This window comes from Pseudomonas sp. LD120 (assembly GCF_009861525.1).
Lineage (GTDB): Bacteria > Pseudomonadota > Gammaproteobacteria > Pseudomonadales > Pseudomonadaceae > Aquipseudomonas.
Genome location: NZ_WVHL01000005.1, coordinates 2,970,425 through 2,993,140, shown reverse-complemented (window position 1 = coordinate 2,993,140; position 22,716 = coordinate 2,970,425). Strand labels below are relative to the sequence as shown.

21 protein-coding genes are annotated in these 22,716 nt (G+C 64.2%); 11 read left to right on the top strand and 10 right to left on the bottom strand.

Annotated features, from left to right (window positions below; all coding sequences use genetic code 11):
* Positions 1–45: 45 nt before the first annotated feature.
* Positions 46–1,029, bottom strand: a complete 984-nt coding sequence (locus PLD_RS28160) for an MDR family oxidoreductase (RefSeq protein ID WP_159897963.1) — start codon at positions 1,027–1,029, stop codon at positions 46–48.
* Between the two features lie 349 nt (positions 1,030–1,378).
* Between PLD_RS28160 and PLD_RS28155 the strand changes: the two genes are divergently transcribed.
* The 4 genes from PLD_RS28155 to PLD_RS28140 all read left to right on the top strand — a co-directional run bounded on the left by PLD_RS28155 (position 1,379) and on the right by PLD_RS28140 (position 5,734).
* Positions 1,379–2,314, top strand: a complete 936-nt coding sequence (locus PLD_RS28155; protein ID WP_159897962.1) for an ankyrin repeat domain-containing protein — start codon at positions 1,379–1,381, stop codon at positions 2,312–2,314.
* A 47-nt stretch (positions 2,315–2,361) separates the two neighbouring features.
* A complete protein-coding gene (locus PLD_RS28150) occupies positions 2,362–2,808 on the top strand; it encodes a hypothetical protein (protein ID WP_159897961.1) in 447 nt (148 codons plus the stop codon).
* A 58-nt stretch (positions 2,809–2,866) separates the two neighbouring features.
* Positions 2,867–3,808, top strand: coding sequence for a class I SAM-dependent methyltransferase (locus PLD_RS28145; protein ID WP_159897960.1), 942 nt, complete (start codon positions 2,867–2,869; stop codon positions 3,806–3,808).
* A gap of 624 nt (positions 3,809–4,432) precedes the next feature.
* Positions 4,433–5,734 carry an IS4 family transposase gene (locus PLD_RS28140; protein WP_159890820.1) on the top strand — a complete coding sequence of 434 codons (1,302 nt, stop codon included), beginning with the start codon at positions 4,433–4,435 and terminating at the stop codon, positions 5,732–5,734.
* 90 nt (positions 5,735–5,824) lie between these two features.
* Here the strand turns inward: PLD_RS28140 and PLD_RS28135 are convergent, their stop codons facing one another.
* The 5 genes from PLD_RS28135 to PLD_RS28115 form a co-directional block, all read right to left on the bottom strand.
* Positions 5,825–6,283, bottom strand: a complete 459-nt coding sequence (locus PLD_RS28135) for a GNAT family N-acetyltransferase (RefSeq protein WP_159897959.1) — start codon at positions 6,281–6,283, stop codon at positions 5,825–5,827.
* Positions 6,284–6,420: 137 nt separating this feature from the next.
* The gene (locus PLD_RS28130; protein ID WP_159897958.1) at positions 6,421–7,539 is read right to left on the bottom strand and encodes an agmatine/peptidylarginine deiminase; all 1,119 of its coding nucleotides are present in this window, start codon (positions 7,537–7,539) and stop codon (positions 6,421–6,423) included.
* A 129-nt stretch (positions 7,540–7,668) separates the two neighbouring features.
* Complete coding sequence (locus tag PLD_RS28125; protein WP_159897957.1) at positions 7,669–8,790, bottom strand: extracellular solute-binding protein; 1,122 nt, start codon at positions 8,788–8,790, stop codon at positions 7,669–7,671.
* Between the two features lies 1 nt (position 8,791).
* Positions 8,792–9,700, bottom strand: a complete 909-nt coding sequence (aguB, locus tag PLD_RS28120) for an N-carbamoylputrescine amidase (RefSeq protein WP_159897956.1) — start codon at positions 9,698–9,700, stop codon at positions 8,792–8,794.
* Positions 9,697–10,755 carry an agmatine/peptidylarginine deiminase gene (locus tag PLD_RS28115; protein ID WP_159897955.1) on the bottom strand — a complete coding sequence of 353 codons (1,059 nt, stop codon included), beginning with the start codon at positions 10,753–10,755 and terminating at the stop codon, positions 9,697–9,699. The genes aguB and PLD_RS28115 overlap by 4 nt, the downstream gene beginning before the upstream one ends.
* A gap of 137 nt (positions 10,756–10,892) precedes the next feature.
* On the opposite strand from PLD_RS28115, the gene PLD_RS28110 reads away from it, so the two are divergent.
* The 5 genes from PLD_RS28110 (at position 10,893) to PLD_RS28090 (ending at position 16,333) form a co-directional block, all read left to right on the top strand.
* The gene (locus PLD_RS28110) at positions 10,893–11,768 is read left to right on the top strand and encodes a LysR family transcriptional regulator (protein WP_159897954.1); all 876 of its coding nucleotides are present in this window, start codon (positions 10,893–10,895) and stop codon (positions 11,766–11,768) included.
* 181 nt (positions 11,769–11,949) lie between these two features.
* Entirely contained in the window at positions 11,950–12,660 is a 711-nt protein-coding gene (locus tag PLD_RS28105) for a FadR/GntR family transcriptional regulator (RefSeq protein ID WP_159897953.1), read from the top strand.
* Between the two features lie 114 nt (positions 12,661–12,774).
* Positions 12,775–13,968 (top strand): L-2-hydroxyglutarate oxidase, encoded by a 1,194-nt coding sequence (gene lhgO, locus PLD_RS28100; protein WP_159897952.1) that lies wholly within the window; start codon positions 12,775–12,777, stop codon positions 13,966–13,968.
* A gap of 155 nt (positions 13,969–14,123) precedes the next feature.
* Positions 14,124–15,452, top strand: a complete 1,329-nt coding sequence (locus tag PLD_RS28095; protein WP_159897951.1) for an MFS transporter — start codon at positions 14,124–14,126, stop codon at positions 15,450–15,452.
* A gap of 86 nt (positions 15,453–15,538) precedes the next feature.
* Complete coding sequence (locus PLD_RS28090) at positions 15,539–16,333, top strand: nucleotidyltransferase domain-containing protein (RefSeq protein WP_159897950.1); 795 nt, start codon at positions 15,539–15,541, stop codon at positions 16,331–16,333.
* Between the two features lie 93 nt (positions 16,334–16,426).
* On the opposite strand, the gene PLD_RS28085 is transcribed toward PLD_RS28090, so the two are convergent.
* The 3 genes from PLD_RS28085 to mqo all read right to left on the bottom strand — a co-directional run bounded on the left by PLD_RS28085 (position 16,427) and on the right by mqo (position 19,902).
* Positions 16,427–17,209: a DeoR/GlpR family DNA-binding transcription regulator gene (locus PLD_RS28085; RefSeq protein ID WP_159897949.1), complete on the bottom strand. Its 783-nt coding sequence runs from the start codon at positions 17,207–17,209 to the stop codon at positions 16,427–16,429.
* Between the two features lie 68 nt (positions 17,210–17,277).
* On the bottom strand, positions 17,278–18,000 hold the full coding sequence (locus PLD_RS28080; RefSeq protein ID WP_159897948.1) for a GNAT family N-acetyltransferase: 723 nt from the start codon (positions 17,998–18,000) through the stop codon (positions 17,278–17,280).
* A 264-nt stretch (positions 18,001–18,264) separates the two neighbouring features.
* Positions 18,265–19,902 carry a malate dehydrogenase (quinone) gene (mqo, locus tag PLD_RS28075; RefSeq protein WP_159897947.1) on the bottom strand — a complete coding sequence of 546 codons (1,638 nt, stop codon included), beginning with the start codon at positions 19,900–19,902 and terminating at the stop codon, positions 18,265–18,267.
* Between the two features lie 731 nt (positions 19,903–20,633).
* Here mqo and PLD_RS28070 point away from each other — a divergent pair.
* Positions 20,634–21,128, top strand: coding sequence for a PaaI family thioesterase (locus tag PLD_RS28070; protein ID WP_159897946.1), 495 nt, complete (start codon positions 20,634–20,636; stop codon positions 21,126–21,128).
* A gap of 25 nt (positions 21,129–21,153) precedes the next feature.
* On the opposite strand, the gene PLD_RS28065 is transcribed toward PLD_RS28070, so the two are convergent.
* Complete coding sequence (locus tag PLD_RS28065) at positions 21,154–21,609, bottom strand: tautomerase family protein (protein WP_178116221.1); 456 nt, start codon at positions 21,607–21,609, stop codon at positions 21,154–21,156.
* A gap of 98 nt (positions 21,610–21,707) precedes the next feature.
* Between PLD_RS28065 and PLD_RS28060 the strand changes: the two genes are divergently transcribed.
* Positions 21,708–22,667: a GlxA family transcriptional regulator gene (locus PLD_RS28060; protein WP_159897945.1), complete on the top strand. Its 960-nt coding sequence runs from the start codon at positions 21,708–21,710 to the stop codon at positions 22,665–22,667.
* Positions 22,668–22,716 lie beyond the last annotated feature (49 nt).

Here is a 22,716-nt window from a genome sequence, read left to right as displayed (position 1 = left end):
AGGCCGCACGCGACGTTCCGGCAGCGCAGCGGCCCGAGGTTTATATCAGCGGTTGACGTCCACCACCACCCGCCCGCGGACCTTGCCGTCGAGCAGTTCGCGGGCGACGGTCAACGCCTCTTCCAGGCCCACTTCGCGGGTGATCCGCTGCAGGTGCTGCGGGTCCACCTCGGCAGCCAGGCGCTCCCAGGCATGCACCCGTTCGTGGTAGGGACGGGTCACGCTGTTGACCCCCAGCAAGCTCACTCCTCGCAGAATGAAGGGCGCCACCGAAGCCGGAAAATCCATGCCCTGGGCCAACCCGCAGGCGGCCACCAGACCATCGGCGGCGGTGCCGGCACAGACGTTGGCCAGGGTGTGACTGCCCACCGAATCGATGGCCGCCGCCCAGCGTTCCTTGGCCAGCGGGCGTCCCGGCTCGGACAGTTCGGCGCGCTCGATGATACGGCTGGCCCCCAGCGCCTTGAGGTAGTCGGCCTCTTCCGGCCGCCCGGTGGCGGCGATCACCGAGTAGCCCAAGCGCGACAGCAGGCTGATGGCAAAGCTGCCGACGCCGCCGCTGGCACCGGTGACCAGCACTTCGCCGTGCTCGGGGGTCAGGCCGCTGCGTTCCAGGGCAATCAGGCACAGCATGGCGGTGTAGCCGGCAGTTCCGACGGCCATGGCCTGGCGCGCGCTGAAGGCTTCTGGCAGGTGGATCAGCCAGTCCCCCTGCAACCGGGCCTTCTGCGCCAGCCCGCCCCAATGGCTCTCGCCCACACCCCAGCCATTGAGCAGCACCTGCTCCCCCGGACGAAAGCGCGGATGGCTGCTGGCTTCGACGGTGCCTGCCAGGTCGATTCCGGGGACCATGGGAAACTGCCGCACCACCGGGCTTTTGCCAGTGATCGCCAGGCCGTCCTTGTAGTTCAGGGTGCTGTAGGCCACCCGCACCGTGACATCGCCTGCAGGCAGTTGCACCTCCTCCAGTTGGCTCAGATGGGCGCGATAACCTGCAGTGTCTTTGTCGATCACAATGGCCTTGAACATCACGGACTCCTGTTGGCAAGGGAGGCAGCAGCGCTGGCTGCTGCGGCGTAGAACGCGAACGCGCCATCCTACGCAAGCCTTCGGAGGGCGTCCATGAACACCCCCACCCGCCTCAGGATGGCTCCGGTGGCCGGGCCGGCGCTGCCGGTCATTGACCGCCCCTCACCGCAGTCCCCGCCAGCGGTGCTCGCAATGGTCCGGGCCGCACCCAGTGTCCCGTATCGCAACGTAGCCCAGCGCGACTGGCCTGCCAGAACAGCGATGAGGGGCGTATCGGGCGTGGCAAAAACACAGCATGGAGCGTTACCATGCCGCGGTGTTTTTACCCTGACCGAACGGACTCTCGACCTTGTCTCACCTACTGGAAAAAGCCGCCGCACGCGGCGATCTCGCGGCCATCGAGCGCCTCCTTGATGCTGGCGCGAACCTTGAATGGCAGCACAAGGGCACCGGCCGCACGGCCCTGCTGGCCGCCACAATCGCCGGGCACCGGCCGGCCGTGGCGCTGCTGCTGGCACGCGGTGCGAATGTCCAGCAACCGTGCAAGGCCCTGGGCTACAGCCCCCTGGCCTGGGCCGCCAGCCAAGGTGATAGCGCCATGGCCGAGTTGCTGATCGCCCATGGCGCAGCGCTCGAACACGCCAGCCCCGAACTGCAACGCACTGCCCTGATGAACGCCGCCCAGGCCGGGCACGAGGCAATGCTGAGCTTGCTGCTCAAAGCCGGCGCCGATCCCCTGCGCCTGGACTTCCAGCAGCGCAATGCCTGGTCCCTGGCCGAAGAGAAGGGCCATACCCAGATCATGCAACAGCTGGCGCAGGCCGGTGCCGGAGCGCCGCCAGCGTCCGCAGCGGCCCCTTCCCTGCCCTGGCCGCCACTGGCACCAGGCGATGACAGCAGTGGCGATCCGGTCACCCAGGTACGGGCCTATACCCTGGCGCTGGAGGCCTGGGAACAACGGGGCAATGCCCTGGGCCACGAGGCTGTCGACGCCGCCTTCTGGGCCGAACCGCAACAGCTCCTTGAACGTTTCTGCACCCTGCGGCCGCGGGCCTATCCCCGAGCCTCCTACGGTTACCCCACAACCTACTCCGAGGCCGACCAACTCCTGGGCTGCCAGCTGCTCAAGCCCGCCCAGGCCGAAGTGCTGATGCGTGATCCAGCCTCCCGGGCGCTGTGCTACGAGCATCGCTTCCTGGTCAAACGGGTCGCGGGGCAATGGCGCATCGACAGCGTCAAGCGGCGCCTGGCCGGCACCCCGAAATGGACCAACGCGATTCTGTGACGCCCCTGCAACTTGCACGCCCCTCTCACCTTTCAGGACCTGCCCCCATGAAATACGACGACGCCTCCTGGCACTACGGCGGCGACTTTCCCGGCGACCTGCCCACCACGGCCGGAGCCACCCACATCGGCCTGTTCCTGGCCTGGATGCTGATCAACGACTTTGCCAGCGAGGAGCTGCTGGAGGATGTCGAAGAGGAGATCGGCCAAGTCCAGGCCCGCACCCTCGATGGCCGCGAGTTCCTGTTGCGGGTACTGGATGAAAAGCTCAGCGACGGCGATTTCAACGACGAAGGCAATGCCTTTGCCCTGGCCTACTACAAGGGGCGGGACAGCGGTCGGTTTTCCAGCGACTACGAACAGATCCTGGCCCCCGAGCCGGGCACCATCTACCGGGTGGAAAACAGCTGGAGCAACTACGACCGGCTGGCATCGGTGATGGACGAGCGACTGGCACACTGGCGCGCCACGGGGCGAGCGCAGTACATCGACTGAGCGCCGGACGCCGGCAATTGTGGTTAAATGCCGCCCCCGAAAATCGCCGGTTACCGTGATGACCCCTCAAGCCCTCGCCACCCTCAACCAGCACTTGCTAACCGCCCTGGCCACCGCGCCCATCGAAACCCGGCGCCTGTTCCATGGCCGCGGCCGCTGCTGGCCGGGGCTGGAGCAACTGACCGTGGACTGGCTGCAAGGGGTATTGCTGGTGTCCCTGTTCAAGGCGCCGGAGCCTGAACAGCTCGCGGCCCTCAAGCTGCTGCTGGTGGAGCTGGGCAACTCCGCGCAATGGGCCGCCAGCGGCGCCCGCAGCCTGATGCTGCAACACCGCTACCTGCCCGACAGCCATGGCGAATGGCTGCTGGGCCAGCCGGTGGATTCCTGCACCATCACCGAGGAAGGCCTGCACTACCAGGTGGACCTGGGCAGCAAACAGAACAACGGCCTGTTCCTCGACATGCGCTACGGGCGCAACTGGGTGCGGGCCCATGCCCAGGGCAAGAACGTCCTGAACCTGTTCGCCTACACCTGCGGCTTCTCGGTAGCAGCGATCGCTGGCGGTGCCGAGCAGGTGGTCAACCTCGACATGTCCCGAGCGGCCCTGAGCCGTGGCCGTGACAACCACCGGCTCAATGGCCACGACACCAGCCGGGTGAGCTTTCTCGGCCATGACTTGTTCAAGTCCTGGAGCAAGGTCAAGCAAGGGGGGCCTTACGACCTGGTGATCATTGATCCGCCATCGTTCCAGAAAGGCAGCTTTGTCCTGGGCAAAGACTATGCCCGAGTCCTGCGGCGCTTGCCGGAGCTGCTGACAGCCAACGGCTGCGTGCTGGCCTGCATGAACGACCCGGCGTTTACCGTGGAGTTTCTGCTGGAGGGCATGGCCGAGGCAGCGCCAGGGTTGCGCTTTGACCAGCGGCTGGAGAACCCGCCAGAATTTCCCGACGCCGATCCGCAGTGTGGGCTCAAGGCGCTGGTGTTTCGTCAGGGGGAATAGAGGGGCCATCGCTGCTGGGAAGGGGCCGGAAGATCAACATCAAAATCAAGATCAAAAGCCAAAGCCAAGGTGCGCAGGCCGGCTCTTTGTAGCCGCTGCCGAAGGCTGCGAAACCAGGCGACGCGATATGTCAGGAATATCGGGGAGGCAGGTTTAGCGTCTCCTGCGACGGAGTGCCGCCCAGAGCGTTCGCAGCCTGCGGCAGCGGCTACATTAACGCGAACGGCAATGAAACAGGTCGGCCGGCAGGCCGCCGTCAGATGTTGATCTTGCTCTGGCTTTTGATCTTGATCTGAGCGCCCCGTTAACCACGATGGCCGAACGCAGGCATTGATCCGTGGGTAACCCGGCAGGGATGCCGGGTTAGCCGCCACCCGGCCAGGGATGGCCGGTGGCGGCGGCCCACGGATCAATGCCGGAGTTCGGGCATGCCTCGCTATGCGAGGCACCGAGTGGAGGGGCAGAAGCGTTTTGCTCACCTTTTGCGCTTTTCAAAAGTGAGCCGCTGTAAGAGCCATCCCTTTCAAGGTCTTAGGTAGAATCCCCTGAAATCTCAGTCAGGGATCCCCGAAGATGTGGACCGATGTTCTAGCTCGATTCGAGAAAAAAGCACCTGCCAGCGTCATGGCCAAGTTGGCGCTGGAGCAGGCTATTGCTCCTGAGTGGGTCGATCAGGTCTTCGAAGAACATCGGCAACGGCAGTACTCTCGTGAACTACTGTTCTCGACCATCATCAAGCTGATGTCCCTTGTTTCATTGGGTTTGAAGCCATCCCTGCACGCCGCCGCTCGGCAACTGGAAGATCTTCCTGTCAGCTTGGCAGCCCTCTACGACAAGATCAGTCGTACCGAACCTGCTCTGTTGCGCGCGCTGGTCACAGGCTGTGCGCAACGCCTGACCCCAACCATCAAAGAGCTGGGTTGCACCACGATGCTGCCGGGCTGGCAGGTTCGGGTGGTGGACGGCAACCACTTGGCATCCACTGAGAAACGTCTGGGCGCTCTACGCCACGAGCGAGGTGCCGCTCGTCCTGGCTTTTCGGTGGTTGTCTACGACCCCGATCTCGATCAGGTCATCGACCTTCAGGCGTGTGAGGATGCCTACGCAAGCGAGCGTATTTGTGTGCTGCCTCTATTGGCTGATGCCGAGCCGGGCCAGGTGTGGCTGGCTGATCGACTCTACTGCACGCTTCCGGTCATGGAAGCTTGTGAGCAGGTCCAGACATCCTTTGTCATTCGTCAGCAAGCCAAGCACCCACGCCTGATTCAAGAGGGTGAGTGGCAAGAGCCCGTACCTGTGGAAACAGGCACTGTGCGCGAGCAGATCATCCACGTCAGAGGCGGTTACCAATGGCGGCGCGTGGAACTGACGCTTCATTCGCCAACGGACTCGGGTGACAGCAGCTTGATGTTCTGGAGCAATCTACCTGAGAGCGTCAGTGCACAGCAGATCGCGGAACTCTATCGCCGCCGCTGGAGTATTGAGGGCATGTTCCAGCGACTGGAAGCGATCCTGGAAAGTGAAATCGAAACCCTTGGCAGCCCAAAAGCTGCCTTGCTCGGGTTCGCTACTGCGGTATTGGCATACAACGTCCTGGCCGTACTCAAACGAAGTGTCGAACAAGCCCATCGGGACACCCAGCCTGAAGGCTGGGAAGCCTCGACCTATCACTTGGCGGTCCAGGTCAGGAGTGGTTATGAGGGAATGCAGATTGCGCTGCCCTCGGAGTACCTTCCCGTTATCCCTGCGGAAAAACTGGCTCAGCGCTTGTTGGAATTAGCCAGAAACATCCAGCCAAAACAAGTTGCGAAAAGCCCACGAGGCCCCAAGGTACCCAAGCCCAAAACATGGGTGCAGGGGACGGCCGTGAATGCCCATGTTTCAACCGATCGAGTCATCAAGGCAGCCAAAACGAAAAGACCTTGAAAGGGATGGCTGTAAGGGCGAAACCGCCAGCGGCCGTGACCGCAGCAACGGATATACCCCCCCAAAAAGCCCCAAAGCCCCCGCTCCGCCTCACAACCCCATCCGATACTCAATAACCCCCGGTTTCTGCGCCACCCAGTCATACAATCGCTGTGCGCGCTTGTTGCTCTCCTGGGTATGCCAATACAACCGCCCACAGCGCTGTTCCCGGGCAAAGGCCTGCACCCACTCGATCAACCGTTTCCCCGCACCGCTGCCCCGCTCCGTCGGGGCGACATACAGATCCTCCAGATAACAGAAGTCGGTGACAGCCCAGGTCGAACGGTGCAACACCGAGTTGACGAAACCGATCAGCTCATCCCCCTGCACCGCCACCGCTGAAAACACCGGCTCCTGCGGATCGCAGAAACGCTCGAAGGCAACCACACTGACCTGCTCGTCCAGCGTCACCTGATAGAAGTCCTGATACGCCAGCCACAACTGCAACCACTGCTGATAATCGCCAGGCTGAATCGGCCGTATCGTCACTGCGTGTTGTTGATCGCTCATTGCACTCTCCTGTTGAAAACCCACGCCAGGCATCAGTCCCTGGGTGGTGAGGAGCGTCAGCTTATGGCTTGAATGGAGGGTTTGATCAGTCCAGTTCAACCATAAGCAGCAGACCACTTTACCGCACCCCGCGAGCCTCAGACCTCCGGCTGTTGGTGGGTCACGCAGTGAATCCCCCCGCCTCCCGCCGCGATGGCGTCGATGTCCAACTGCACCACCTGCCGCCCGGGGTAGAGGCCCTCCAGCAGGGCCAGGGCCTTGGCATCCGCCGCCGGATCGCCGAACTGCGGGGAAATCACCGCACCATTGATCACAAAATAATTGATGTAGCCCGCCGCGAAATCCGGGTTGTCACGACTGAAGCGGCTGCGACGCGGGCTGAGCGGCGGCGACAGGGTGTACACCTGAAGCTGGCGCCCATCGGCGTCGCTGGCATTGCGCAGGATCTCCAGGTGCTTGAGCGTCACCTGGTGGTCGTAAGAGTCCGGGTCGTTGTCGAGGTTGGCCACCACCACCCCGGGCCTGACGAAGCGTGCATAGAAGTCGACATGGGCATCGGTGATGTCCCGGCCCCTGATCCCCGGCAACCAGATGATCTTGCGCAAGCCGAGACAAGCCTTGAGCTCAGCCTCTACCTCGGCCTTGCTCCAGCCCGGGTTGCGGTTGCCGTTGATCCAGCTGCTTTCGGTCATGATCCCGGTGCCGTGGCCATCCACCTCGATACCGCCCCCCTCGCCTATCAGCGCGCTGCGCAGGTACCGGGCAGCGGCGGCGTCGGCCATTTGCCGCGCCAGCCGGGCATCCAGGGCATGGCGCTGCTTGTTGCCCCAGCCATTGAAGTTGAAGTCCACCGCGCCCAGTTGACCCTGGGAGTTGGTGACGAAGTTGGCGCCGATATCGCGCATCCAGATGTCGTCCAGCTCGGTGATCACGTAGCGGATGTTGTGCGTCCCGCAGAGGGTCTCGGCCAGGTCGCGCTCGTGTTCGCGGCAGAACAGGGTCAGGGGCTGATGGGCGGCAATGGCTCGGGCGATACGCCCTTGGGCTTGCTGGACATCCGCGGTGAAGTCCTCCCAGATGGCGTCTTGGGCACCAAAGGCCATGAAGGCCCGCTGCTGGCGGTCGCCTTCGTCAGGCAGGTACCAGTCGTCCTGCTCCTGGGCCCGGGCGGGGCCCGAACCCAGGCCTAGGTTGGTCATGGTGGCGATACCGGCCAGCAGCGAGGCTTGCTTGATGAGTTCACGTCGGGTGGGCATAGGCAATGCTCTGGGTAAGGTTGCTGAAAGGGGTACAGAAGCCGGCGATGTACCTAGCGGAGCCCTCGCTACCCAAACAGTGTAGGAGGCGGCTGCCGGCCAAACGCGCTGCGGCCCGCCGCCTCGGGTTCATGGGCGGGATACGGTCGCGGTCTTGAACTGGGTCCAGGCGCGCATCCGCGCGCGCATATCGGCCTGGGGGATGTCCCGACCGGGGATCAAGTGCTCGAAGCTGGCGGCATCCGGGTAGATGTCCGGGTTGTTGCGCATCTGCGGATCGACTGCAGGCCGAGCCTTGGCATTGGCCGTGGGGTAGCCGGTGAAGTTGCTGATGGCCGCCATGTTCTGCGGGCGCATGACGAAGTTGATGAAGGCATAGGCGTATTCCGGATGCCGGGCGTCCTTGGGGATTGCCATGGTGTCCATCCACACCGTGGTGCCTTCACGAGGGATGCGATATTGGAAGTCGACCTTTTTCCCTGCGGCATCGGCGGTGCGCTGGGCCTGGGTCATGTCACCGCTGTACCCCAGGGACAGGCACAGGTTGCCGTTGACCAGATCGGTCACTGGCTGCGACTGGAACTTGCGGATGTAGGGCCGCAGCTTGCCCAGCAGTTCGCTGGCGGCCTGCAGGTCCGCCGGCTTGGCGCTGCGCGGTTCACGCCCCAGATAGTTGAGCACCACTGCCAGCACTTCATCCGGCGAGTCGATGACCGAGATTCCACAATCGGCAAATTGGCTCGCCAGCTCCGGCTTGAACAGCAGGTCCAGGCTGTTCACCGGGGCATTGGGCAGGCGCTCGGCGACTTGCTGTGCGTTGTAGGTCAAGCCGATGGTGCCCCAGGTGTAGGGCACCGTCGCCTGGCTGGCGCGGGGGTACTGGGTCCGCAGTTTTTGCAGGCCGGGCTCGATGTCGTCCAGGGCGCTCAGCTTGCTCGGGTCCAGGGGCTGCAGGCTGCCGGCGCGCATCAGCCGTTCGGCCACGGTGTCGCCGGGGAAGATCAGGTCGTAGCCGCTGCCGCCGGTCATCAACTTGGCTTCCAGCACTTCACTGCCTTCCATGACGTCGTAGATCACCTTGATCCCGGTTTCGGCGGTGAAGCGGCTCAGGGTATCGGCGGCGAAATAGTCGGCCCAGTTGTACAGGCGCAGGGTCTTGTCTTCGTCTTCGGCCCTGGCCTGGGTCGATATCAGGGCGGCGGCGAGCAACCAGCCCAGTGCCTGCAAGCGGGGTTTGCCAGTCGGTTGCATGTCATGCCTCTCGGGTAGTCCAGTGGGGGTGAATGTGGTGCCCATCAAGGCTCAGCAGGGGGCCGTACATCTCCGGACGCCGGTCACGGAAGATGCCCCAGGTGCGGCGCTCTTCGGCCATGGCCGCAAGGTCCAGGCTGTGCAACAGCACGCCTTCGGTCGTGCGATCGGCCGCGGCCAGCAGGCGGCCCTTGTGATCGCAGATAAAGGACGAACCATAGAAATCCATATGCAGCGTCGGATCGCTGGTGGCCACTTCGCGGCCGATGCGGTTGGCCGCTACCACGGGCAGCAGATTGGCTGCAGCATGGCCGCGCATGGTCATCTGCCAGTGGTCCCGGGAGTCCAGGTCGGCCGCTCCCGGCTCCGAACCGATGGCGGTGGGAAACAGCAATACCTCGGCCCCTTGCAACGCCAGGCAGCGGGCCGTCTCGGGGAACCACTGGTCCCAGCAGATGCCGATTCCCAGGCGCCCGAAAGCCGTCTCCCAGACCCGGAAACCGGTGTCGCCTGGGCTGAAGTATTCCTTCTCCTGATAACCCACGGCGTTAGGAATGTGGGTCTTGCGGTACACCCCCAGCAGACGCCCGTCAGCGTCGGCAACGCTGAGGGAGTTGAAATAGGCGGTACCGGCCCGTTCGAACCAGCTCAGCGGCAGCACCACCGCCAACTCCCGGGCCAGGGCGGCGAAGCGCTTGAGTACCCGGCTGTCGGCATAGTCCTCGGCCAGGGCCAGGTGCTGGTGCTGTTGCTCGATGCAGAAGTACGGCGTGGCAAACAGTTCCTGCAGGAGGATGACCCGGGCGCCTTGGGCCGCCGCTTCCCGCACCCGTTGTTCGGCGCGATCGAGGTTGCCGGGCAAGTCCCAGGTGCAGGGCATCTGGATGGTCGCGACGATCAACGGGCTCATGCCGGCACCTCCAGCGGCCACAGCGGCTGCTGCTGGGTGATGCAGTGCACGCCACCCCCGCCGTGGGCCAGGTGGTTGATCCGCACCGGCACCACTTCACGCCCGGGAAAAGCCCGGGACAGCACCTGGGCCGCCACTTGATCGGCCGCGATGCCGTAGGCCGGCATGATCACCGCGCCGTTGGCCAGGTAGAAGTTGGTGTAGGACGCACAGAACACTTCGGCCCAGGCGTCCACCGCAGCACTGGCCTCGAACAGCTCGATCAGCTCGAAGCGGCGCCCGTGGGCATCCCGGGCCAGCTCCAGAGCCCGGCGATTCTCCCGCACCACCTGGGCGTACACCGACTGCTGATCGTGGGTGGCATCCACCAACAGCACCGCCGGGCGCGCGAAGGCGCACACCCCGTCGACATGGCCGTCGGTCATGTCGCCGGTGACATGGTCCGGGTCACCCGGCAGCCAGATGGTCTTCTGCACCCCAAGCAAGCGTTTGAAAATCTCCTCGATCTCGGCCTTGCTCAGGCCCGGGTTGCGATTGGGGTTGAGCAGTACCGACTCGGTGGTGATCAAGGTGCCCTCGCCGTCCACATGGATGGCCCCGCCCTCGTTGGCCAGCGGGCTACCGAAACTGGGCAGCCGCAAATCGTCCAGCAGGCGTCGGGCCAGACTGCGGTCCAGGTCGTGAGCCGATTTGTCGCCCCAGGCATTGAAGCGCCAGCTGACCCCGGCCAGGCCTTGCTGCGGATGGCAGATGAAACTCGGCCCGGAGTCGCGGCACCAGCTGTCATTCACCGCCTGGGCAATCAGCTCGACATTGTCGCCACACAGCGCGCGGGCACTGTCCAGAGCCGCCGGGTCCACCACCAGTTTCACCGGCTCGAAACGGGCAATGGCATTGGCCACCCGCGCAAAATCCGCCTGCACATCGGCCAGGGTCACGCCCCAGACCGACTCCCACAGGGCCTGATTGTGGGGCCAGACCATCCAGGTCGCGGCGTGGAGCGCCCACTCGGCGGGCATCCTCCAACCCTGGGTTTGACGGTGATTGCTGAACATGGACGCAGCACCTCTCAAGTAAGGTTTTTTTATCAATCAACCCACTGGGTCGAACCATGGCGACCATGCTATGGCTTTGAATAACCCTCAACAAACGATAGATTTAGCGCAATTCTGATCAGCAAGGCTTATCAATCATGTTGAAACACTGGCCGCCCCTGAATGCCCTGCGCGGCTTCGAAGCCGCCGCGCGCCTGGGTAGTTTTCACAAGGCCGCGCAAGAGCTGCATCTGACCCAGTCGGCCATCAGCCAGCAGATCCGCAGCCTGGAAACCTTTCTCGAACAGCCTCTGTTCTACCGCAGCGGCCGCAGCGTCACCCTCACCGATGCCGGGCACGACCTGCGCAGCACCACCCAGTCGCTGCTGCAGCAATTGGCCGTGGGCATCCGCCGCCTTGAGCAATACCGCAAGCCCAACCAACTGGTGGTCAACACCAGCCCGGCCTTTGCCCGCCACTGGTTGCTGCCGCGCCTGGGGGACTTCCATCGCCTGCACCCCGAGGTCGACCTGTGGCTGTTCACCAGCTTCGAGCCGCCGGACATGAGCACCCAGACCATCGACCTGACCCTGCGTGATGACCTCAGTGCCCAGGCCGAGTGCAGCCATCTGGAGCTGTACCGCGACCGCCTGTACCCGGCCTGTCACCCGGCCCTGCTAGAGCAGCCCCGGGAGCAACGCACCACCTTGCATGGCGAACGGGAAATGGACTGGAGCCACTGGGTGGTGGAAGGCGGTGCGGACATCGGTCAGCGCAGCAACGGCCTGAACTTTTCCGATCCGGGGTTGCTCCTGGACGCGGCCTGCGCCGGTCACGGGATTGCGCTGGTCAGCCAGTTGCTGGCGCAACAGGCGCGCGGCCAGAACCTGCTGGTGCCCCTGTGCGAGCAGAGCGTGCGCGGCCCGACCTGGGCCTGGCTGGTGCATCGGGACAGCGAACACAGTGCACTGACCCGAAGCTTCTGTGAGTGGTTGCAAGCAGCATTGCTGCGCTGCAACGAGGACGCGGTGTGACCCCGCCCGCCCGGCGCCCGGAGGCATTGCCCAGCGCCAGCGAGTGGCAGCCCAGGCAACGCCTGAGCACGCGGCGCCTGAGCTCTAGCGGCCACCGGCGTCGCTGCACCGTGGTTTTTTCTTGACAGTGAAAAAACCCACCCGCTATTGTCTGACAACCTGACTACCACGGTTTCCCTCCATGCTCGAACTCCAGCGTCCCGACTCTCTCGTCGTCCGCGTGGTCAATGCGATCCGCAGCGAGATCGACTCCGGTCGCCTGGCGCCCGAATCGCGCCTGCCCACTGAACAGCAGTTGGCCGAGCAGCTGAATGTCAGCCGCTCGGTGGTGCGCGAAGCCATTGCCCAGCTCAAGGCCGACGGCGTGCTGATCGCCCGGCGCGGCCTGGGGTCGTACATTTCCAAGACCCCGGCCGGCACGGTGTTCCGCTTCCCCCAGGCCGATGGACGCCTGCCGGATCTGGCGCAGATGTTCGAGATGCGCCTGTGGATCGAGACCCAGGCGGCGTCGATTGCCGCCCAGCGCCGGGATGCCGCCGATCTGCAGCGCATGCAGCAAGCCCTGCAGGAAATGCACGACAAGCGCAGTGATTTTGAAGCCGCGGGGCTGGCCGACGTGGAGTTCCACCGGGCCATCGCCGAGGCCAGCAAGAACGACTACTTCGTGGCCTTCCATGATTTTCTGCGCAGCCAGCTGACCAGTGCCCGCAAGGCCGCCTGGGAGAACTCGGCGCGGCGCCAGGTCGGCGGCTCCGCCGATGCCGCCCAGGAACACCAGGCGTTGTACCAGGCGATTGCCGCCGGCGATCGACAGGCCGCCGCCGGTTGCGCCGACGCTCACTTGCGTGCCGCGGCCAAGCGCCTGGGCCTGGAGCTGCCAACCCTCGACTGACACCTGCAACACGCTTCGAGCCGCAAGCGCGAGCCTGCGGTTTTTTATCGGAATACTTAGTCTGACAACCTGATAACCAGACCTGAAACCGTTTGATCCAAGGTACCCAGAACCATGATTTATGACTTTTGCATCATCGGCGGCGGCATCGTCGGCCTGGCCACGGCCATGGAGATCCTCAAGCGCCAGCCCGGCGCCTCGCTGGTGATCCTGGAAAAGGAAAACGTCCTGGCCAGGCACCAGACCGGCCACAACAGCGGGGTGATCCACGCCGGTATCTACTACGCGCCGGGCAGCCTCAAGGCTGACCTGTGCAAGCGCGGCGCCGAGGCCACCAAGCAGTTCTGCCGCGAGCACGGGATCAAGTTCGAGGTTTGCGGCAAGGTGCTGGTGGCGTCCAATGCCCTGGAGGTGCAGCGCATGGAGGCCTTGTACCAGCGCTCGCAACAGAACGGCCTGAAGGTGGAGCGCCTGGACGCCGAGCAACTGCGCCAGCGTGAACCGAACATCGTCGGCCTTGGCGGGCTGTTCCTCGACGCCACGGGCATCGTCGACTATCGCGAAGTCTGCGAAACCATGGCCCGGGTGATCCGCCGCGACGGCGGCGAGATCTGCCTCAGCCAGACCGTCACCGCGATCCAGGAGAGCGCCGACAGCGTCACCGTCAGCAGCCATGGCGGCAGTTGGCGAGCGAAGAAGCTGGTGGTCTGCGCCGGCCTGCAATCGGACCGCCTGGCGGTGATGGCCGGGGTGCAGATCGAGCACCAGATCATCCCCTTCCGTGGCGAGTACTTCCGCCTGCCAGCGGCGAAGAACAACCTCGTCAATCACTTGATCTACCCAATCCCCGACCCGGAGCTGCCATTCCTCGGCGTGCACCTGACGCGCATGATCGACGGCAGCGTCACCGTTGGTCCCAATGCGGTACTGGGCCTGGGCCGAGAGAACTACAGGAAGTTCTCCATCAACTGGCGCGACGTGACGCAGTACGCCAGCTTCCCCGGGTTCTGGAAAACCCTCTGGCAGAACCTCGGTTCCGGCACCAGCGAAATGAAGAACTCACTGTTCAAGTCCGGTTACCTGGAGCAGTGCCGCAAATACTGCCCATCACTGGAAGTGACCGACCTGCTGCCCTACGAAGCGGGAATCCGCGCCCAGGCAGTGATGCGCGACGGCAGCCTGGTGCACGACTTTCTGTTCGCCCAGACCCCACGCATGTTGCACGTGTGCAACGCGCCCTCGCCCGCCGCCACGTCGGCGATCCCCATTGGTTCGATGATTGCCGACCGCATCTTCCAGGCCGGTTGACACCCCCTTCAAGCCCGCTGCTCCAGACCGCACTTAGCGGCGACCAAGCGGGTTCCGTGGCACCGCAACAACCACCGGCCGCGCCTTTAGTGCTGGTCGAGCAAGCCCCGCGTCAACTCGACAATAAATACAATGATTCATGAGGAAGTACCGATATGACCGCAGTTGAAACCAGCAGTACTGCAGCGGAAACCCCACGACAAACCCAGAAACGCCTGCGCAAGGTCGCGGCCGCCACCATCTTCGGCTCGATGCTGGAGTGGTACGACTTCTACCTCTACGCCACCATGGCGGCCATCGTCTTCTCGAAGATTTTCTTCGATAACAGCAACCCGCAAAACGCTACGCTGCTGGCCTTCTCCACCTTTGCCATCGGCTTTATCGCCCGCCCCTTCGGCGGCATTCTGTTCGGCTACCTGGGGGACAAGTTCGGCCGCAAGCAGGTGCTGGTGCTGACCTTCTGCCTGATGGGCGTGTGCACTACGCTGATCGGCTTGATCCCCAGCTATGCCTCGATCGGCATCTGGGCGCCGATCCTGCTGGTGGCAATCCGCATCATCCAGGGCCTGGGCGCCGGCGCCGAACTGGCCGGCGCGGCGGTCACCTCTTACGAGCACGCCAGCGAAGGCAAGCGTGGCAGCCAGGGCGCCTGGCCGGCACTGGGGCTGAACCTGGGCCTGCTGCTGTCGTCGCTGACCATCTACCTGCTGACCATCAACGGCAACGAGTTCCTGCTGGCCGGCGGCTGGCGCATTCCGTTCGTCTGCAGCATCGTCCTGGTGGGTATCGGGCTGTGGGTGCGCAACAGCATTCCAGAAACCCCGGAGTTCAAGGAACTGAGCAAGGAGAGTCAAAAGGCCAAGGCCTCGCCGCTCAAGGCACTGTTCAAGAACGACCTCAAGGGTCTGGCGGTGGTGTTCTTCATTGCCATTGGCTACAACGCCCTGAGCTACATCTTCAAGACCTTCTCCCTGGCCTACCTGACCCAGTACAAGCATGTCGACGTGCACGTCACCTCGCTGTCGGTGACCATCGCCAGCCTGATTGCCATCGTCGCCGTGCCGTTCTTCGGCTGGCTGTGCGACAAGTGGAGCAGCAAGACCGTACTGATTCTCGGCGGGGTGTTCTCGGTGCTGTTCGCCTACCCGTTCCTGGCCCTGCTCAACACCGGTGAAAGCCTGATGATCTACATCGCCATCGGGGTCGGCACCGGGATCCTGGCGCCCATGATGTTCGCGCCCCAGGGTTCGTTCCTCAGCCGTCAGTTCCCCACCGCGACCCGCTCCTCGGGCTTTGGCACCGGGCGCGAAGTCGGTACCGCGATCGCTGGCGGCCTGGCACCACTGGGGGCCCTGTCCCTGGTCACCGCCTCGGCCACCCACTCCACCGACGGCGTGGTGATCATTCTCGCCGTGGCTGCCGTACTGGTGGTGGTCTTCGCTCTGTGCGACCAGGGTCGCAAGCATTCGGCGTTCAAGAACTGACGCGGTGTTCAAGCCTCCACAGCGCCCCTGGCGGCCTGTGGAGACTCTGCTAAGGTGGCCGCTGCATTCGAATCACGGGCCACCCCATGCAATCCAGTAGCGCATTCGGCGTCGATGCCGACGGCTTGATCAACCTCCCTGCCGAACCGCCTGTGCAAGCCGAATACCGCGGCTTGCTCGATGACATCCGCACCACCTTGAGCGACCCGCTCGGCCCATCGCTGCACAGCCTCTATCTGTACGGCAGCGTCGCCCGTGGCACCGCCAGGGCCCATGCTTCCGACCTGGACCTGTGCCTGATCCTGCAACACCCCGCCACCCCGCAGCAGCTGCGCCACCTGGAGAACCTGCGCCGGGTGCTGCAAGCACGGCACCCGCGGGTGGCGAAGATCGACTTCGATATCGGCCACCTGGCCCAGGTCCTGGCTGCGGAAAACCTCGACAGCTGGGGCTATTGGCTCAAGCACCATTGCCGCTGCTTGTCCGGCGAGGACCTGCGCCCGCGCTTTGCGCCCTTCAGGCCCAGCCGGAACATTGCCCTGGCAGTGAACGGCGACTTCCAGACGGTGCTCGATGACTACGCCGAGCGCATCGAGGGCGAGCGCCGGCCCGCGGAAATCCTGCGCCTGCAACGGGAGGCGTCACGCAAACTCATTCGCGCCACCAACCTCTTGCGCGCAGAACAGGAGCCGAGGTGGCCCCATAGCCTGGATGAGCATGTGTGGTTGTTTGTGCAGCGTTACCCCGACATGGCCGTGCCCATTGCCGAGTTCCGCCAGACCGCCGAAGCCAGGGCCGACGCCAGTGCCGGTTTCAGCCGCCTGCGGCAGATGGTGCAGTGGATGAGCGCAGAACACATCCAGCCGCAAGCCAGGAACTAGCCCGGGGACCGACAACGCCCCCGGCCATTGCGGCACGCCGCGAACAGGCACGCGCCGCCCTGCCTGCCCTGTTGCCGGCCACCCTGGAACGGGTCAGGCCAGCAGCACCTCGATCCCCAGCTGCCGATAGCCCTGGATATCCGCCTCAGGCACTTCCTGCTCGGTGACGAGCCTCTGCAAACGCTGGCACGGCACCACCACAAAGGGCTCCATGGCCCCAAGCTTGTCGACGGTGGTCACGGCGATGACCTCGGCGGCGCTGTCGAACATCGCCTGCTTGATCGGCACTTCATCGAAATGCAGGGAGCTGAGGCCGATCTCCGGGTGAATCGCACACACCCCGGTAAACAGCAGGTCGGCCTTGACTCCCTGGATCATCCGCAGCGCTTCATGGCCGCTGACGGACAGGGTCGCCGGGTTGAGCTGGCCGCCGACCAGGATCACCCGAACCTTGGGGTATTCGGCCAGGGCCACGGCGATCATTGGCGAGGCGGTAACGGCGGTCAGGCTGATGTTGGCGGGAAGGGATTGGGCGATATGCAAGGTGGTAGAGCCAGAGTCGAACAGCACCGTCTGGCCATCGCGCACCCATTGCACGGCACACTGCGCCAGGCGCAGTTTCGCCTCGTTGCTTTCGCCCACCCGAGTGAAGCAGTCCTTGCCACTGTCCTTTGGCCGCGGCAGCGCACCGCCATGCACCCGCTGCACCAGGCCCTTGGCATCCAGCTCGGCAAGGTCGCGGCGGATGGTGTCTTCGGAGACCGAGAAATGCCGGCTCAGCTCGGCGGCCATGACCTTGCCGTCGCGTTCCAGCAGCAAGAGGATTTTCTGTCGACGCAGGGAGGGCAGCTCGGCTGCCGGGTGCCGGTTTTGCATGTTCGTGCCCGTTTTTGCGTGTTTTCGCGAGATTAGCCAAGCCCTCTCGCGAAAACAAGCAGGCGCGCTCAGGAGATCAATTGTGGAGGCCGCGCGTTGTACAGCGCCGCCTCGCCCAAGCGCTCGCGCACCAGCGCCTGGGCCTGCCGGGTCATCTGGTCCAACTGCCGATCACGCTTTTTCTCCGCTTCCAGCATCGCCTTGCGCCCGTGCTGGGCCAGCAGATAGGTGTGGATCTGCCGCACTTCCACCGATTGGTAGATCGGCGCTACGTCCAAGACCGCCAGCAGGCCGTCGCTGCCGTGGTCGTGGGTATTCATCAGCACTTGCGGACCACGGGCGCCCAGCACCTGAAAGCCCAGGGCCTCGAAACAATCCACTTTGGCCACATGGCAGGCCAGCTCGGCATGGGGGTAACGGGCGCGCATCACCTCCAGCATCTGCCGGGCAATGCCCTGGCGCCGATGGCTTTGCAACACCGCCATGTAGGCCACGGCGCAGGCCTGGGGATCGTCCTTGACCGGCAGATACAGGGTAAAGCCCAGTACTTTGTCGGGGTCCTGAGGATCGCCGGCCACCAGCAGTTCCACCGCGATACCACGGGAGCCGTCCATCGCCTGCAAGTACAGGTGCACTTCGTAGCCGACGCCGTACTGGTACAGGTTGTACAAGGGGTTGCTGGGGGCGATGGCCACCGCGCTGATGTCGCTGATGAAGTCCACCACCATCTGCTGGATCTGGCTCTGGATGGCTTCGGGCGGCGGGGCTTGGAACAGGGTGATACTGGACATCGAGGCGGTGACTCCGAGGATTGAGGCGTGCCCGCGACGGCGGGCGCGGCAATCATACCGCGTCACGGCAAGGCACAGGCGCACGACAAGACGCTCGAGTCGGGCTCCAGCCTCGTTGAACGCATAAGCACAGGCTGCTTCAGAGGTACCGGCAAGGCCGGCCGGTTGCGACGACATCAGGGATATCGCCGCAACCCATGCAAGATACGGCTGCACGGTGGCAGCCGCTGTGCCCCATCCGACCAGCGCGGACAGGGCCGAGGCTTACAGCGCCATGTCGGCCGCTGGATTGCTCGCTGGCGTGGCCATGCTGGCCGGGGCCTGAGGCGCGGCGCCCTTGACGGCCGGAGGCGGCGTCAATTGCAAGGTGTCGGCGGTGTAGGCCCATTCTTTGGCCACACGCTCAGGGCTGCCGTTCAGGGCCGTGCCGTAGCTGGGTACGATCTGGTGCAGTTTCTCCTGCCAGGCCGGGCTCGCCACTTGGTCCTTGAACACCTTCTGCAGCACGCTGAGCATGATCGGCGCGGCGGTCGAGGCACCCGGGGAGGCGCCCAGCAGGCCGGCGATGCTGCCGTCTTCGGAAGCCACGATCTCGGTGCCCAGTTTCAGCACGCCGCCCTTCTCTTCGTCACGCTTGATGATCTGCACGCGCTGACCGGCCTGCCACAGGCGCCAGTCTTCTTGCTTGGCGTTGGGGAAGTATTCCTTCAGGGCGTTGAAGCGGTCGTCATCCGACAGCATCAACTGGCCGGCCAGGTATTCCACCAACGGGTACTGCTCGATACCGACTTTGGTCATCGGCCAGACGTTGTGGGTGGTGGTGCTGGTCAGCAGGTCGAAGTACGAACCTTGCTTGAGGAACTTGGTGGAGAAGGTGGCGAATGGGCCAAACAGGATCACCCGCTTGCCGTCCAGCACCCGAGTGTCCAGGTGCGGAACCGACATCGGCGGAGCGCCGACCGACGCCTTGCCGTAGGCCTTGGCCAGATGCTGCTCGGCAATGCTGGCGTTCTCGGTCACCAGGAACGAGCCACCCACCGGGAAGCCGGCGTATTCGTTGGCCTCGGGAATGCCCGACTTCTGCAGCAGGTGCAGGGCACCGCCGCCGGCGCCGATGAACAAGAACTTGGCATCGGTTGCGGTTTTCGAACCGTCTTTGAGGTTCTTGTAGGTCACGCGCCACGAGCCGTCTTCATTGCGCTCGATGTCCTGCACTTCGCTGGACAGCTTGAGGGTGAAGTTCGGCTGAGCCTGCAGGTGGGCAACGAACTGGCGAGTGATCTCGCCGAAGTTGACGTCGGTGCCGATCGGGCTCCAGGTCGCCGCAACCTTCTGCGCCGAGTCACGACCTTCCATCATCAGTGGCGCCCACTGCTTGATCTGTTCAGGGTCTTCGGAGTACTGCATGCCGCTGAACAGCGGGCTGGCCTGCAGGGCTTCGTAGCGCGCCTTGAGGAACTTGATGTTGTCATCGCCCCAGACAAAGCTCATGTGCGGCGTGGAGTTGATGAACGAACGCGGGTTCTTCAGCACCCCGCTCTTGACCTGCCAGGACCAGAACTGCCGGGAAATCTGGAACGCTTCGTTGATCTCGATGGCCTTGCCGATCTCGATCTTGCCGTCCTTGCCTTCCGGGGTGTAGTTCAGCTCAGCCAGGGCGGAGTGACCGGTACCGGCGTTGTTCCAGCCGTTGGAGCTTTCTTCAGCCACGCCATCCAGGCGCTCGACCATCTCCATGGACCAATCCGGCTGCAGTTCATTGAGCCAGACCCCAAGGGTCGAACTCATGATGCCGCCACCGATCAGCAGCACATCCACTTTCTTTGGCTCAGCCGCGTGCGCGGTCGTGAGGCCTATCGACATCGCCAACCCGATCAGGGCCGTGTTCACTTTCTTCAACATTGTGTAGTACCTACGATAGAACGCCATCCGCCGCCCCATCCTCGATCCTGCTGGCCCCGGGCTTTGCGAAACAGGCATTTCGCAGGTCCAGAATCGCCGCATTCATAAGAACTGGAGGGTGGGCACACAAGGCCGACGAGACTGGCTCGACCTCAGTTTTATATCGCTCCGACGCTGACTTCTTATCGTTTTTGGCTTCAGCTATTTGAGTGACAGTGTTGCTCAGGGTGGGTCATGGAACGTCACCATCAGCCAGTGCCAACCGGCCCGATCCCTGCCGCCGGCATCGACTCGATGCACAGCCTGGCCCGCGTCTGCACGGGACCTGCAAGAAAAGAGGGGTCGGGTTCAACCAAAGACGGTAAACGAACACTGCCTGACATTACGCTCGGCGGGGTTGCCCAGACACTCCCGCACGCTTGCAAGAACCCGATCGGGTCAGTGGACCCGAAGCATGGGGGCGCGCATTTTTGCACAAACGATGAACCGATTCAGCGAAAAAATATCATTACGACATCAGACGGTCCTGGACGGACCGGTGGGCCGCGCCGCAAGACAAACCCCGAGCGCTTGCGCGTCCCACGGCAATCAATGCGTCACAACGACGCTGCCCACCGGCACGCCACAACGCCCTTGGCGCCAAACCGCACCACGGGCATCATGACCGCCTGCTGTTCCCACCAGGTCCAAACCCTGGTTCCAGACCATCGTCAAGGACAAGAAGAACAACCATGCACGAGACTTCCCTGCAAGACACCACCGCCCCCGAAGGCGTGTGTTTCGGCTGCGGCAGCAGCAATCATCACGGCTTGCACATCAAAAGCCACTGGCATGAAGACGGCGTGCACGTGATCGCCGAGCACCTGCCGGAATCCAAGTACTGCGGCTGGCCGGATCTGGTCTACGGTGGACTGATTGCCATGCTGGTGGACTGCCATTCCAACTGGACCGCCATGGCCTACCACTACCGCAGCGAGCAACGGGAACCGGGCAGCCTGCCGCGCATCGACTGCGTGACCGGCAACCTGGGCATCAAATTCATCAAGCCCACGCCCATGGGCGTGCCGCTGACCCTGCGGGCCAAGGTCGAGGGCGACGTGGGCCGCAAGAGCCGGGTGATCTGCGAGGTGTACGCCGGCGATGTGCTGACCGCCATTGGCGACTCGGTGTTTGTCCGGGTCGATACCTCACAGCTCGCGGCGGCGGCCCACGGCCGCGACGCCTGAGGCCGGGCCGGGCCGGGAACCTGAACTACTGGCCGTTGGCCGGGGACAAGTGCCGGTACCCCGCCGCCCGGGTGAAATCCGCCAGATGCCACAGCGTGCCGTTGGCGCCCCAGGTGCCATCGGGCACCTCGTCCAACAGGATCGAGGTCATCAACAGCCGCCCGTCCTCTGCCGGACGGCACGCCGCCAGGGCCTGATGCAAGCCGGCCACATAGGCCTGGCGCCGGGCGCTATCGAGCACGCCGGCGGGCACCTTGACTTGGACCAGACAAGACAGCGCCTGGGCCCCGAGATCGGCGCCGCCACAGCGCCAGGTGCCTGGGGCCAGCTCCTCCAGCAAGACCCAGCACAGTGCCCGCTGGCGCGGGTCCTGGCCGATCTGCTCCACGTCCAGCGCCACTTGCGTCACCTCGTGCAGCATCCGCTCACGTTGCTGGGCATTGAAGGCACCCTGGGGAATCTTGATCAGGATGTTGGGCATCGCTATCACCACTCGAAGAAAAAATGAGCCGCTATTGAGCCCCTTGCCCGGCTTGGCCAACAGCGACCGATTCGACATCTTTCGTGCATAATCAGCCAATGAACGATTTCACTGTGCTGCTGCTTCCCGGTGCCTTTGCCTCCAGCGTCGCCCTGACCCTGGACATGCTGTCCTGCGCCGCTCTGCTGGCTCCGCGCCTGGGGCTGGGCGCGCCGCGCTGGCGGGTCTGTGCGCTGCACGCAGGCCAGGTGCGCCTGGGACAAGGCTTGCTGCTGGAAGTCGAGGCCCTGGATACCACGGCCGACGACCGCTCCTGCTGGATTCTGCCGGGGCTGGGCCTCGACACCCCGGAGGCCATCGCCCAGCGCCTGCAGCATGCGGAGGTGGGCCCCGTGCTCCAGGCTCTGCGCCATCACGTGCACAGCGGCGCTGAAGTCGCGGCGTCCTGTTCCGCGGTGTTCCTGCTGCATGCCGCCGGGCTGTTGCACGGGCGCCGAGTGACCACCTCCTGGTGGCTGGCGCCGCTGCTGCAGGAGTGGGTCGCCGACTGCCGCGTGGACCCGGATCAGATGGTCATCGTCGATCCGCCGCTGACCACCGCCGGTGCAGCCATCGGCCAGTCCGACCTGATGTTGCACTTGTTGCGCAGGCGCTTCTCCCCGGCCCTGGCGGACGCCGTGGGACAGGTGCTGCTGATCGATCGGCGCCAGTTGCAAGCGCCTTGTACGGTTCCGGCGATGATGGCTCAGGGCAGCGCCCTGATCGCTCGTCTCACTGCCCATATCGAATCCTGTCTGCCCAGGCTGCCCAGCGTCGGCGAACTGGCGGCGCAGTTCGGCATGTCCGAGCGCACCCTGGGCCGCCAAGTGCGCAAGGCCACTGGCCACAGCAGCTTGCGCTTGATCCAGCGTGTGCAATTGAACCGCGCCCGGGCGCTGCTGCAGAACAGCAAGTACTCGGTGGAAAGCGTCGCCGAACAGGTGGGCTACCAGGACGCCACCGCCCTGCGCCGGCTGATGCGCAAGCTGCTCAACGCCACGCCGCGACAGTTGCGTTGAACACGACGAGCTACTGCCTTGCCGCCGCCTTTGCTACATTGCCCGCCCC